The organism is Pseudoalteromonas sp. TB41 (assembly GCF_000497975.1).
GTDB lineage: Bacteria > Pseudomonadota > Gammaproteobacteria > Enterobacterales > Alteromonadaceae > Pseudoalteromonas > Pseudoalteromonas tetraodonis.
This window is the reverse complement of the sequence record NZ_AUTH01000036.1, coordinates 67,711-79,871: the sequence shown is the minus strand read 5'-3', so window position 1 is coordinate 79,871 and position 12,161 is coordinate 67,711. Positions and strand designations below refer to the sequence as shown.

Here is a 12,161-nt window from a genome sequence, read left to right as displayed (position 1 = left end):
AATAAGGCCTGTTTTTACTACATGGTATAAGTTGGATTGCCGGAGTTTAACATAGTCCCCAGCAGTTTTTCGATCTTCGCGTTTAGATTGGTTTTATCATCTAAAAAGCTAATGCCGATCCCCGGTGGATTTGAGCTCTGAGCGCCTTGTGGAGTGACCCACGTAACCTTTCCGGTTACCACGTCATCTTCTAGCGCATCTGGCAAGGTAACGCGTAAGGCAAGTGAATATCCTGGTTCATAACGCATATTAGTGCGTACAAATAAGCCACCTTTTTTTAAAAAAGGCATGTAACAGCGATATAGTTCGTCAAGGTCGTCTATATCTACTAATAGCTCTTGCATATCTAGTCCTTTTTATTGGTTACGTAATATGTACGCTAGTCGTGATACCGCAAGCGGTAAATTTAGCCCAAGTATTTGTATATTATTCTGTAAAAAATCATTCAGCGCTTGCTGAGCTACTTGGTAAGAGTCAAAACTCATACCATTTAAAAGCTGTTGTTTAAGCTGCTCACTTAAAAATAAAGTGAAAATACGAATAAGCTCAGGCTGTTTATTTATTATATCGACTAACGCATTGAAATTATGGCTTTGTTTAAACTCAGTTGCAAATTTATAAAGTGTATCAATATTTTCAAGCTGATTTTGCTGTTGCCACTGCTTTACTTGTAGTGGTTGGCTATAAAATAACGACAACCACGGATAGTTAGGCACATCCAAACTACTTAACCATTGTTGTGCTAATTGGTTATTGGTTACTTTAACCTCGGTTTTAGCACAACGGCTTAAAATAGTCGCTGGTAATTGCGCCACTTGGCTGGTTGTCAGGATTAAAAACCGACTATTACTTGGCTCTTCAAGGGTTTTTAATAACGCATTAGCGGCTGCGGTGGTCATTTTTTCGCAGTTTTGAATAATCGCTACTTTATTGCCATTTTGAGCCGCGGACTGGTGCATAAAATCGCTTATGCCGCGAATATCATCAACACCTATGCTTTGCCCTTCTACTTGGGTAATGCGCTTGTCTGGGTGTGTACCCGCTAAGTTTAATGAACAACTTTTACAGTGCCCACAAGGTCTTAGTACGCTTGCAGGGCTACTTAACTGTGCTTGCGTATTTTGGCATAACAAACTGTTTGCGAGTTGCTCACTTAGTTCAAATTTACCAACGCCAATAGGCCCGCAAAACAACTGTGCATGGTGAAAGCGCTGCGCTTTATAGCTTTGAGTTAAGCGTTGCTCTACCTCATTAAGCCACGGCAATGCCATATTATTTTAACCCTGAAAAAAATGTGCGTAGTACATTGGTAATATCACGATGTACTTTATCGATGCTTTGGTTGGCATCAACTGTTTTTATACTGTCATCATCATTTGCAAGCTCAATGTAACGCATACGGGTGCGCTGAAAAAACTCAATGGCTTCTTGCTCAATTCTATCTAGCTCACCACGGCCTTTTGCACGTTCAAGGCCAATAACAGGGTCAATATCTAGGTAAATGGTTAAATCGGGTTTTAAGCCTTTTAACACCATAGACGATAACGATGCTAAGGTGTTTGCACTTATTCCTCGCCCGCCGCCTTGATAGGCCTGTGACGATAGATCGTGACGATCGGCTAATACCCACTGCCCTTGCTCTAGTGCCGGATTGATCACATTATGCATTAGCTGTGAACGCGCGGCATACATAATTAGCAGCTCAGTTTCAAAAGCAATTTCTTCTTGGTGCTCTGCTTTTACTAAAGTACGTAACGATTCAGCCAGAGGCGTGCCACCGGGTTCGCGTACATTAATAAAGTCTACATGGTGATGATTTAAAAAGTCTTGGCACAGGGCAATGGCGGTAGATTTACCCGCGCCCTCTAGGCCTTCTATAACTATAAATTTTGGTTTCATAAACACTAATTCTTTTTATTTAAAATATACTGGTTAACCGCCGCATTATGTTGTTTTAATGTGGTTGAAAACTGATGGCTACCATCGCCTTTTGCTACAAAGTAAACATACTCGCTTTTGGGCGGGTTTACCGCCGCTAAAATGGCTTCTTTGGAGGGCATGGCAATTGGTGTGGGCGGTAATCCGTTAATACGATAAGTATTATACGGCGTGTAATTTCTTAGGTCTTTACGTTTTATATCGCCGTCAAAATCTTCGCCTAGTCCATATATTACGGTTGGATCGGTTTGTAAGCGCATATTGGTATTTAATCTATTTATAAATGCCGATGCAATTAACGGACGCTCACTGGCAAGCGCGGTTTCTTTTTCGATAATAGAAGCCATTATCAGGGCTTCATAGGCGGTATCGTAAGGTAAATCACTTGCCCGTTGCTGCCATGCATCTACCAATGTTTGCTGCATTTTTTGCGCTGCACGCTTTAATAAACTACTCGCACTGTCGTTACTATGATAATGATAAGTATCGGGAAACAACCACCCTTCAAGGTGAGTTTGCTTGCCGATTATTTGCTCGCCAAGCTGTTCGAGTTTTAAATCGTTTTGTAAATGTGGAGCAATTTTTACCGTATTTAATACATCTCTAAGTGCTTGACCTTCAATAATGGTAAAACTAAAACTAATTTGCTCACCCTGGTTTATTTTTTTTATGTTGTTGATCACGCTATCTGCGCTTAACTCGTACAAACCTGCTTTTAGGTCAGTCAAGGTTGGGTCGAGTTTAGCTAATATTTGAAACCGCCAGCAATCCTCTAGCCACTGTTGCTGTTGCCATTGACGGCACAATTTATTGAAGCCGGTGCCTTTTTCAACTTTAAATTGGGTATTAGTAGCTACCTTTAGTGGCGTTTGAATGGTTGCTTGTAATTGCTGGTAGCCAATCACAGAGCTAAAAAAAGCCAGTAGTAATACTGATAATATAACTTTTAACACTAAGCCTCCTTGGCTAGTAACTCGTTTAGTAATGATTGACTATGCGCAATATCAAAACAGTACTCGCCTATACTTTTTACGGGCACAATTTTCATTAAGCTGTTACATAAAAATACGGCGTCTGCTTGAGTAAGGTCATCAACGCTGACAGTTTTAAATTCAACGGCTAATTTATCACATAAAGATTGTAGAAAAACACCTTTAATACCGCATTCATCGAGCCTTGGGCTAATTACTTTATTATTTTTTATTGCAAAAATATTAGCCGCCGAGGTTTCAATTACATTGTTGTTGTAATCAAGCACTAACGCATCATCGCTATGCTGAGCTTGCAGGGCATTTTTGATCAATACTTGCTCAAGCCTATTTAAGGTTTTAAGCCCTGCTAAGTGCGGTTGTAAAGCCAGTTTAATTGGACTGATGGCTAAACTAATTCCTGTCTCGTGTAAGCTGAGATAATGCGCTGGATAAGGTAAAACACTCACAATAATGTTTAAATTACATTCACTTGGTGGCGCATAGCCTCGCCCGCCCTCACCTCGTGTTACCACTATTTTAAGAACCGCTTGAACCTGTGATGCTATTTGCTGAGTAATGTGCGACTCAAGTGCGCTAAACTCAAGCACTGGAAACCCTAAACGCTGCGCGCATTCAATTAAACGCGCTTTATGATAAGCCCAATGCTCAACCTGTCCATCAGTAACAATTGCGGTTGTAAAAAAACCATCGCCATAGTTTAAGCCCCTATCGCGGGTACTTATGCTACTGGTTTCACTTGCTGTTATTATTGTTTGCATATTTTTTTACACATAAAAAAACCCAGTTAAACAACTGGGTTCTTATTGTCGTTCGTTGTTAAAAAAGATTATACCTTTTTAAACAGTAACGAGCCATTAGTACCACCAAACCCAAATGAGTTACACAAAGCGTAATCAAGTTTAGCATCACGTGCTGTATGCGGCACGTAATCTAAATCACAGCCTTCGTCTGGGTTATCTAAGTTAATTGTTGGCGTCACTTTTTGCTCGGTCAACGATAAAATAGACACTATCGACTCAACAGAACCTGCCGCTCCAAGTAAGTGACCCATCATAGATTTTGATGAACTTACCATTACATCTTTAGCTGAATCACCAAAAATGGTTTTAACCGCTGACGTTTCAGCTTTGTCACCCGCATGAGTAGACGTACCGTGTGCGTTGATGTAGCCAACTTGCTCTGCATTTACTTGCGCATCGTTTAGTGCGTTTTCCATTGCCAGGGCTGCACCTGCGCCATCTTCTGGTGGTGAGGTCATGTGGTACGCATCACCACTCATACCAAAACCAACAAGTTCTGCATAAATTTTAGCGCCACGTGCTTTCGCGTGTTCGTACTCTTCAACAACCACCACACCAGCACCATCAGAAAGTACAAAACCATCACGGTCTTTATCCCACGGGCGAGACGCTGCTTGTGGATCGTCATTACGCGTTGAAAGCGCACGTGCGGCGTTAAAGCCACCCATTCCAATTGGTGTACAGGCTTTTTCTGCGCCACCGGCAACCATTGCATCAGCATCGCCATAAGCGATCATACGAGCGGCATGGCCAATGTTGTGCAGGCCTGTAGTACATGCCGTTACAATTGAAATATTAGGGCCACGTAAGCCGTGCATTATAGATAAATGACCCGAGATCATATTAATAATGGTAGACGGTACATAAAACGGCGATAACTTACGTGGGCCGCTGTTTAATAATTTTACGTGGTTTTCTTCAATAAGGGTTAAGCCACCAATACCTGAACCCACCGCTACACCTATGCGTGTTGCGTTTTGTTCAGTGACTTCGAGGCCAGAATCTTGAAAAGCTTGAACACCCGCTGCAATGCCATACTGGATAAATAAATCCATTTTTTTAGCATCTTTTGGTGACATGTAAGCCGATGCATCAAAATCATTGATTAAACCAGCGAAGTGAGTACCAAATTTTGATGTATCAAAGTGGGTAATATTTTGAATACCACTTTTAGCATCTAATAAGCCTTGCCAGGTTGATTGAACATCATTGCCTAGCGGCGTCAACATTCCTAAGCCAGTTACGACGACACGACGTTTAGCCACGGTTTGCCTCCAATAAGGAATTATTATTATACCAATTAACTTAGCTCAGTTTATTTCAGCGCTAACGCTGTTGCTAGTTATGTTATTAGTATTGGGGATGATCATACCCAAGCTACCTCAAAGTGCGAGTCTCAAACCAATAACCAACGCTGAGCAATAACAATTTAATTGCTGATGATGAGTGAGGGTTTGGAATTGAATCATGGACTTTGAGGTGGTTTGGATATAAAGATTAAAGGCAGCGAATGCTGCCCTTAATTTGCGATTAATTACTCAGCGTGAGCTGTAACGTAATCGATTGCAGATTGTACTGTAGTGATCTTTTCAGCTTCTTCATCTGGGATCTCAGTATCGAACTCTTCTTCAAGAGCCATTACTAATTCAACAGTATCAAGAGAGTCTGCACCTAGGTCATCAACGAATGAAGCTTCGTTTTTAACTTCTTCTTCTTTAACACCTAGCTGTTCGATGATAATTTTCTTTACGCGTTCTTGGATATCGCTCATTCTTCTTTCCTTTATTAAAAACGCCAATGCGTTATTTTCAGATTGCGGCGTAGTTTACGTCCGATAATTCTCTGATTCAATCTTTTGACCATAAATAATTTGCTGGTCAAACCTCTTGAGTGTTTATTTTATCTTTTATCGCTTATTTTCACAGCGATTTCAAGTATGTTTAAAGCAAGTTTGCGAAAAATTCAATATTTTTTAGCAAACCCGCATACAATTTCTAGTTTATTTGATTCGCATTGCGAACTTAAACCATATACATCGCACCATTTACATGCAAAGTTTCACCTGATACATACGCAGCGGCGTCAGATGCTAAATAACATACTGCAGCTGCAATCTCATCTGGCTGACCTAAACGACCCGCAGGTACGTTTGCAAGCGTTGCTGCTTTTTGCTCATCTGTCAAATCATCGGTCATGTCTGTTTGAATAAAACCAGGTGCAACCACGTTTACTGTAATACCACGAGAGGCTACCTCACGCGCTAGTGATTTAGAAAAGCCGATAACACCCGCTTTAGCAGCTGCATAGTTGGCTTGACCCGCATTACCCATAGTTCCCACTACTGAGCCGATATTGATGATACGGCCGTTCTTTTTCTTCATCATTGGGCGAAGTACGGCCTTAGATAAACGGAAGATAGAACTTAAGTTGGTATCGATAATATCGTCCCACTCATTTTCTTTCATGCGCATCAATAAATTATCGCGCGTAATACCGGCATTATTTACTAATACATCAATATCACCTAAATCGGCTTTAATTGCCGCTAATGTCGCCTCAATCGATGCAGGATCAGTTACGTTTAACGCATAGCCCTTACCGTTATCACCTAAGTAGTCACTAATTTTAGCCGCACCCGACTCGCTTGTTGCTGTGCCCGCTACTTTTGCACCTTGTGCTACTAATGTGTTTGCAATGGCCTTACCAATACCACGGCTAGCGCCAGTGATCAGGACAACTTTGCCCTCTAAAGAAAATAAATTACTCATTTTATATACTCTTATTTAGCTGAATCGATTGATGCAAGGTCGTTAACTGAACCACACACCATCGCTTTATCAATACGTTTTGCAAGCCCGGTTAGTACTTTACCAGGACCAAATTCATAACTTTGCGTTACACCTTGTGCAACCAGTGCTTGAACCGTTTCGGTCCAGCGTACAGGGCTATATAGCTGGCGCACTAATGCCTCTTTAATTGCATTTGCTGAACCTTCAGCTTTTACATCAACATTATTAATTACATCACACTTAGGTGTATTAAATGTTAAAGCGGCTAAATCGGCGGCCAATTTTTCTGCGGCTGGTTTCATTAGTTCACAATGCGACGGCACACTTACAGATAATGGCAGTGCTCGTTTTGCTCCGGCTTCTTTACAAGCAACAGAGGCTCTATCAACTGCATCTTTATGACCGGCAATAACAACCTGACCAGGCGAGTTATAGTTTACTGGAGAAACCACTTCACCTTGTGCCGCTGCTGCACAAGCGGCTTTAATTTCATCGTCGCCTAAACCAATGATTGCGGCCATAGAACCTACACCAGCAGGTACGGCTTCTTGCATGTATAAACCGCGATTTTCAACCAGTTTTACGGCTTCGCTTAAACTGATCACATCGCTACATACTAAAGCTGAATACTCACCCAAGCTGTGACCTGCCATAACGACGTCTGCATCTGGGTTTGCAGCTAACCAATGACGATAAATAGCCACGCTTGCGGTTAATAGTGCAGGCTGAGTACGGTGTGTTTGATTTAGTTTTTCTTCTGGACCGTTAAGTACAAGGTCTGCTAGGTCGTAACCAAGTGCGGTTGAAGCATCTGCAAATGTAGCTTTTACTATGTCAGAACTCGCTAGTAGCTCTTGTAACATACCCACAGTTTGCGAGCCTTGACCTGGAAAAAGAAGTGCAATTTTTTGTGCCATAGTTTGCTCTTTTAATTAAACAAAATAAATAATGTGTAACACGGCACGTTAACTGTTATTCAACCGCCGTGTCTTTAGAATGTGTTTTTTCGAAAATAGCAGCTATTTTATCTGGAAGTTGACGTTCTACTTCTTTCACTGCTTCGTCGATTGCAGCATGAAATGCTTTAGCTGAGGCATTTCCATGGCTTTTAACAACAATACCGCGCAATCCTACCAGAGAAGCGCCGTTATACTGGTCGGGGTTCACTCTTTTATAGAGTTTTTTTATGATTGGCGCCAACATAAACGCCATACACTTGTAAACAACGTGCTTTTCGAGAGCACGAGTAAACTTTTTCATGATAAGTTTAGCAATGCCTTCACAGGTTTTAAGTGCAACATTGCCAACAAAGCCTTCACAGACAATAACATCGGCTTTGCCAGAAAAAATATCGCTGCCTTCACTGTAACCAATATAATTAATCAGCTCGCTTTGTTGCATTAATTGTGCGGCTTGCTTAATTTCTTCGTGGCCTTTTATATCTTCAGCACCAATATTCAATAAACTCACTTTAGGGTTATCGCAGCCAAGTGCTTGACCTGCAACCACAGAGCCCATAATGCCAAACTGATACAACATTTGTGCATCACAATGCACGTTGGCGCCTAAATCGAGTAAGTAAACGGGGTTTTTACGTTCAGTAGGTACAGCAGAGATAAGTGCGGGACGTTTCACCCCTGGAAGCATTTTTAATACGTAATGCGCCATAAAAAATAGCGCCCCTGTATTGCCAGAGCTAACACAGGCTTGCGCTTCACCCGATTTAACTAAATCAAGGGCAACTCGCATGGAGGAATCTTTTTTTGAGCGTACAGCAACAGCGGGTTCGCAGGCATTGGTAACAACGTCGTTACAATGGCGAATAATTAATCTAGGATGAGAAAGTGAATCGAGTGATTCTAATTGTTTAACTATTACTTGCTCGTTGCCACATAAAATGAGTTTTAAATTGGCATTAGCATTTACCGCACGAACGGCTGCGGGGATAGATGAACGGGGGCCATAATCGCCCCCCATCATATCTAACGCTATGGTTAGATTAGTCAGCATATAAGCAATCTCTTAGTTAGAAATTACTTGAACGCCTTTGTAGTAACCATCTGCAGTCACATGGTGACGACGATGAGTCTCACCAGATGTTTGGTCTACAGTTAAAGTTGGACCACTGATCGCATCGTGTGAACGGCGCATGCCGCGTCTTGCACGAGACTTTTTGCTTTTTTGTACAGCCATAGTCTTCTCCTAAGAATCTTTCTTAAGTTGTTTCAAAATATCAAATGGATTTGGTTTATCATCTTCCGCCTTTAAAACACCAAAGCTGGCAGGCTCTGCTGTATAACTGCATGAAGCTTCGTTGTGGGTAGGCACTAATGGCACTGCTAAAATAAGTTCGTCTTCGATTAGCTCAAATACGTCTATTTCACCATTTTCATCAAGTGCTACTTCGTCGTAGCTTTCTGGAAGATCATCTGACTCTGCATCCAAACCGACTGGCGAATACACAAAGTCTTGATCCAAATCCAACCCTAAATCACCATTACAACGTTGACAAGTTACAGTTACGTGTGTGGACAAATTGCCACTAATCACAACTAAACCTTGCTCATCGTTTTTGCAATGAATTTTTACCGCTATTTCACCTACTTCTTCCTGGATAACCCCTCGTAAACGAGGAAGTTTCTCAAGCGGTACAACGCCGTCATACTTTAAACGATGCTGAGCTGCTTTGCCCGGATGAAGGGTGATGGGAATTTTCACCTTTTGCATAGGGGCTGCATCATATAGATAGTTAGTAAGTTAGTCAAAGTAAAAAACCAATTTTACGTTGTTTTTCACGTGTTTTACTCACGGATCTGATTTATCCTAACTCAATCTGATTTACGCTAGGAAAACATGCCATGAAGCACCTCCTTATATTAGCCTCAAGCTCGCCATTTAGGCAGTCTTTATTACAAAAATTTAATCTGCCGTTTGAAACGTTTTCGCCAGATGTTGACGAAACGCCGCATAAAAACGAAACACCAAGCACGCTTGTTAAGCGCCTCAGTGAATTAAAAGCAGCTGCAGCCGTCGATCATTTTGACCAAGGTCTCGCGATTGGCTCAGATCAAGTTGCTGTATTTAATCAGCAAATATTAGGTAAACCACACAATAAAGAAAACGCCATGAAACAACTCAGCTTATTTAGTGGGCAAACGGTTACTTTTTTAACTGGCTTGTGTGTATATGATATAGACACTAAGCAAAGCAAAACCCTTGTTGAGCCCTTTAATGTCACTTTTAAAACGTTAACAACGGCGCAAATAAGTGCTTATTGCGATGCAGAGCAACCTTATAATTGTGCAGGAAGTTTTAAAAGTGAAGGCTTGGGTATTTGTTTATTTAAAAAGCTCAGTGGTGATGACCCAAATAGTTTAATTGGTTTACCACTGATTAAACTCAGCCAGTTATTGGCTGAGTTTGGTGTTGATGTATTAGCAGCTCAAGTGCCTAGCGCAAATTAACTGATTAACCGAGTAATATATTTTGCAACTGCTGATAGTTGTCAACGGTTGCAATCGGGGTTAATTCATTGAGTTGCGCAGCGTTGTGCACACCCATGGTTACCCCTATTCTATCCATACCTGCGGCTTTTGCCATTGCCATATCTATTTGCGTGTCGCCTATCATTAGCGCTTCATCAACACTTACCCCTAGCTCTTCAAGCAATTGATAAAGCATATCGGGAGCGGGTTTTGATTTAGCGTCGTCGCTGGTACGCGTAGCACTAAAAAAGTGACGCAGCTGGCTCTCATCCAATAAACGCTCCAACCCTACCCGACTTTTACCTGTGGCAACCGCCAATATTATGCCTTGATTTTTTAACGCAGTGAGTACCTGTGCAACGTGATCAAACACCTGTGTTGGGGTGGTATCAAGTGCATATTGCTGTTTATACCCTGCAATAAGCGCTTCGTGATGCTCACTGTAATCAGGGAACAAAGTTGCGATTGCGTTTTCAAGCGACAAGCCAATAATATTTTTACTGGCAGTATCGCTCGGCGGTTCAATATTGAGTAACTGTGCACTTTTGCGGATACAATTAACTATTTTGCTAATTGAATCCATAATGGTGCCGTCCCAATCAAAAATCACCAGCTTGTAGTTTTTCATGGTGGGTGAGATCACGCTTTTGCTGCTCTAAGTTTAACTAAACAACTTGATAGTGCTTTATCAAGCGGTGCTTCTACTCGCATAGTGGTTTCGTTTTTAGGGTGGTAAAAACTTAAATTATGGGCGTGTAAAAATAAACGATTTAAACCACGTTTACGCATTGACTCGTCAAACCCTTGATCGCCATATTTGTCATCACAGGCAATAGCGTGGCCTTGACACTGAGTATGCACACGAATTTGGTGAGTACGACCGGTTACAGGGGATGCTTGTACTAATGAGCAATCGTTAAAACGCTCAAGCACTTTAAAGCGGGTATGCGACGGTTTGCCCTCAGTGTTATCAACACGTACTACGCGCTCACCCGATTTAAGGGTATTTTTGCGCAAGCCTTCAGTCACATTTTTTGTTTTAGAGTCCCATTGACCCTCAACAAGTGCCCAATAATTTTTTTCCATGGTTTTTTCGCGTAATTGCTCATGCAACGCAGTCAGTACAGAGCGGCGCTTAGCAATGAGTAAACAACCTGATGTATCACGGTCTAAACGATGCACAAGCTCAAGGCTGCGCTCTTCTGGGCGTAAAACACGTAATGCTTCAATAAGGCCATAGCTTAGACCACTGCCGCCATGCACAGCCATACCCGATGGCTTGTTAATAACCATCAGGTATTTGTCTTCAAATAGAATATCGTCTTCGAGACGCGTTACTTTATCGAGTTTTGACGGTACGAACTCTTCACGCTCTGACACTCTGATTGGTGGTATACGAATAACGTCGTCTAGCTGCAATTTATACACAGGCTTAATACGTTTTTTATTTACACGCACCTCACCCTTACGAAGAATTTTGTAAACTGCGCTTTTAGGCACCCCTTTTAAATGGGTAATAAGAAAGTTATCAATACGCTGACCTAGGTGGTCTTCGTTGATAGTGACAAAAGTTACTTGTAAGCCGGTTTTTTCTGACATTGCCTAATCACTGATTTAAGTAAAATAATTTAGTTGCTAACACGGTTATAATAGTGGGATAATCAGCAGCGCAAATATTTAGTATTTGCAAATAACAACGGTGCTTTTTAACACAACAAAACATTCGTGATGCACATTCTGGGTAACCGATCATACAGATCCGAGTTAAGTTTTCCAAAGCTTTTATACATACCCAGTTAACACGTGCGCACAACTAACGGCAATGCGCGTAATATATTGCTGCTTAAGTTTGAACATGAATTGATTTTTAAAGTGATAGTAAAAGCAATGAACAGATAATTTGTCTGATAGTGGCGGCGTAAAAAAACGCCGTTCAGAATTCGCTCAAATATTGTAGTACCGTACAGCAGCTTATTTAGAACTAAAAAAATCTAATAAATAAGCGTTCATTAACATCGGTAGCGATTTTTGCTCATAAAAACGATAACGGTAGTTTTAAAAACGAAACTATGGTTTGAAGCTAAAGAGCCCTACGCACCTAATATGAATGCATTTAATAAGATTGTTATGACAGGCCAACTTCTGGATAAAACGAGT

General features: G+C 41.3%; 15 protein-coding genes. 1 reads left to right on the top strand and 14 read right to left on the bottom strand.

Translation table 11 applies throughout. From position 1 onward, the window contains the following. Window positions 1-17: 17 nt before the first annotated feature. The 12 genes from L641_RS0105880 to yceD form a co-directional block, all read right to left on the bottom strand. Window positions 18-344, bottom strand: a complete 327-nt coding sequence (locus tag L641_RS0105880; protein ID WP_010389644.1) for a PilZ domain-containing protein — start codon at window positions 342-344, stop codon at window positions 18-20. Window positions 345-356: 12 nt separating this feature from the next. Continuing rightward, entirely contained in the window at window positions 357-1,271 is a 915-nt protein-coding gene (locus L641_RS0105875; protein ID WP_024601402.1) for a DNA polymerase III subunit, read from the bottom strand. 1 nt (window position 1,272) lies between these two features. Further along, window positions 1,273-1,899, bottom strand: a complete 627-nt coding sequence (gene tmk / locus L641_RS0105870) for a dTMP kinase (RefSeq protein WP_010389641.1) — start codon at window positions 1,897-1,899, stop codon at window positions 1,273-1,275. A 5-nt stretch (window positions 1,900-1,904) separates the two neighbouring features. Then, a complete protein-coding gene (gene mltG / locus L641_RS0105865) occupies window positions 1,905-2,891 on the bottom strand; it encodes an endolytic transglycosylase MltG (protein ID WP_024601401.1) in 987 nt (328 codons plus the stop codon). Then, window positions 2,891-3,688, bottom strand: a complete 798-nt coding sequence (gene pabC / locus L641_RS0105860) for an aminodeoxychorismate lyase (RefSeq protein ID WP_024601400.1) — start codon at window positions 3,686-3,688, stop codon at window positions 2,891-2,893. Before pabC ends, mltG begins: the two co-directional genes overlap by 1 nt. A 68-nt stretch (window positions 3,689-3,756) precedes the next feature. After that, window positions 3,757-4,995 carry a beta-ketoacyl-ACP synthase II gene (gene fabF, locus L641_RS0105855; protein ID WP_024601399.1) on the bottom strand — a complete coding sequence of 413 codons (1,239 nt, stop codon included), beginning with the start codon at window positions 4,993-4,995 and terminating at the stop codon, window positions 3,757-3,759. Window positions 4,996-5,264: 269 nt separating this feature from the next. Continuing rightward, complete coding sequence (gene acpP, locus L641_RS0105850) at window positions 5,265-5,501, bottom strand: acyl carrier protein (protein WP_008109873.1); 237 nt, start codon at window positions 5,499-5,501, stop codon at window positions 5,265-5,267. A 250-nt stretch (window positions 5,502-5,751) separates the two neighbouring features. Next, entirely contained in the window at window positions 5,752-6,498 is a 747-nt protein-coding gene (fabG, locus tag L641_RS0105845; RefSeq protein WP_010389634.1) for a 3-oxoacyl-ACP reductase FabG, read from the bottom strand. 11 nt (window positions 6,499-6,509) lie between these two features. Then, the gene (gene fabD / locus L641_RS0105840; RefSeq protein ID WP_024601398.1) at window positions 6,510-7,436 is read right to left on the bottom strand and encodes an ACP S-malonyltransferase; all 927 of its coding nucleotides are present in this window, start codon (window positions 7,434-7,436) and stop codon (window positions 6,510-6,512) included. A 55-nt stretch (window positions 7,437-7,491) separates the two neighbouring features. Continuing rightward, window positions 7,492-8,529 (bottom strand): phosphate acyltransferase PlsX, encoded by a 1,038-nt coding sequence (gene plsX, locus L641_RS0105835; RefSeq protein WP_024601397.1) that lies wholly within the window; start codon window positions 8,527-8,529, stop codon window positions 7,492-7,494. 12 nt (window positions 8,530-8,541) lie between these two features. After that, window positions 8,542-8,712 (bottom strand): 50S ribosomal protein L32, encoded by a 171-nt coding sequence (rpmF, locus tag L641_RS0105830; RefSeq protein ID WP_008109865.1) that lies wholly within the window; start codon window positions 8,710-8,712, stop codon window positions 8,542-8,544. Window positions 8,713-8,721: 9 nt separating this feature from the next. Further along, the gene (gene yceD, locus L641_RS0105825) at window positions 8,722-9,246 is read right to left on the bottom strand and encodes a 23S rRNA accumulation protein YceD (protein WP_008109862.1); all 525 of its coding nucleotides are present in this window, start codon (window positions 9,244-9,246) and stop codon (window positions 8,722-8,724) included. Between the two features lie 131 nt (window positions 9,247-9,377). Between yceD and L641_RS0105820 the strand changes: the two genes are divergently transcribed. Then, window positions 9,378-9,983, top strand: coding sequence for a Maf family protein (locus L641_RS0105820; RefSeq protein WP_024601396.1), 606 nt, complete (start codon window positions 9,378-9,380; stop codon window positions 9,981-9,983). A gap of 4 nt (window positions 9,984-9,987) precedes the next feature. On the opposite strand, the gene L641_RS0105815 is transcribed toward L641_RS0105820, so the two are convergent. Together L641_RS0105815 and rluC are read right to left on the bottom strand one after the other, a co-directional pair. After that, a complete protein-coding gene (locus tag L641_RS0105815; RefSeq protein WP_029750333.1) occupies window positions 9,988-10,632 on the bottom strand; it encodes an HAD-IA family hydrolase in 645 nt (214 codons plus the stop codon). Window positions 10,633-10,643: 11 nt separating this feature from the next. Beyond that, complete coding sequence (gene rluC / locus L641_RS0105810; protein WP_024601394.1) at window positions 10,644-11,603, bottom strand: 23S rRNA pseudouridine(955/2504/2580) synthase RluC; 960 nt, start codon at window positions 11,601-11,603, stop codon at window positions 10,644-10,646. Window positions 11,604-12,161 lie beyond the last annotated feature (558 nt).

What these genes read in the sequence shown, in the direction of transcription:
- L641_RS0105880 (WP_010389644.1), bottom strand. Translation starts at nt 344, where the DNA reads ATGCAAGAGCTATTAGTAGATATAGACGACCTTGACGAACTATATCGC.
- L641_RS0105875 (WP_024601402.1), bottom strand. Translation starts at nt 1,271, where the DNA reads ATGGCATTGCCGTGGCTTAATGAGGTAGAGCAACGCTTAACTCAAAGC.
- tmk (WP_010389641.1), bottom strand. Translation starts at nt 1,899, where the DNA reads ATGAAACCAAAATTTATAGTTATAGAAGGCCTAGAGGGCGCGGGTAAA.
- pabC (WP_024601400.1), bottom strand. Translation starts at nt 3,688, where the DNA reads ATGCAAACAATAATAACAGCAAGTGAAACCAGTAGCATAAGTACCCGC.
- acpP (WP_008109873.1), bottom strand. Translation starts at nt 5,501, where the DNA reads ATGAGCGATATCCAAGAACGCGTAAAGAAAATTATCATCGAACAGCTA.
- fabG (WP_010389634.1), bottom strand. Translation starts at nt 6,498, where the DNA reads ATGAGTAATTTATTTTCTTTAGAGGGCAAAGTTGTCCTGATCACTGGC.
- fabD (WP_024601398.1), bottom strand. Translation starts at nt 7,436, where the DNA reads ATGGCACAAAAAATTGCACTTCTTTTTCCAGGTCAAGGCTCGCAAACT.
- plsX (WP_024601397.1), bottom strand. Translation starts at nt 8,529, where the DNA reads ATGCTGACTAATCTAACCATAGCGTTAGATATGATGGGGGGCGATTAT.
- rpmF (WP_008109865.1), bottom strand. Translation starts at nt 8,712, where the DNA reads ATGGCTGTACAAAAAAGCAAAAAGTCTCGTGCAAGACGCGGCATGCGC.
- yceD (WP_008109862.1), bottom strand. Translation starts at nt 9,246, where the DNA reads ATGCAAAAGGTGAAAATTCCCATCACCCTTCATCCGGGCAAAGCAGCT.
- L641_RS0105820 (WP_024601396.1), top strand. Translation starts at nt 9,378, where the DNA reads ATGAAGCACCTCCTTATATTAGCCTCAAGCTCGCCATTTAGGCAGTCT.
- L641_RS0105815 (WP_029750333.1), bottom strand. Translation starts at nt 10,632, where the DNA reads ATGAAAAACTACAAGCTGGTGATTTTTGATTGGGACGGCACCATTATG.
- rluC (WP_024601394.1), bottom strand. Translation starts at nt 11,603, where the DNA reads ATGTCAGAAAAAACCGGCTTACAAGTAACTTTTGTCACTATCAACGAA.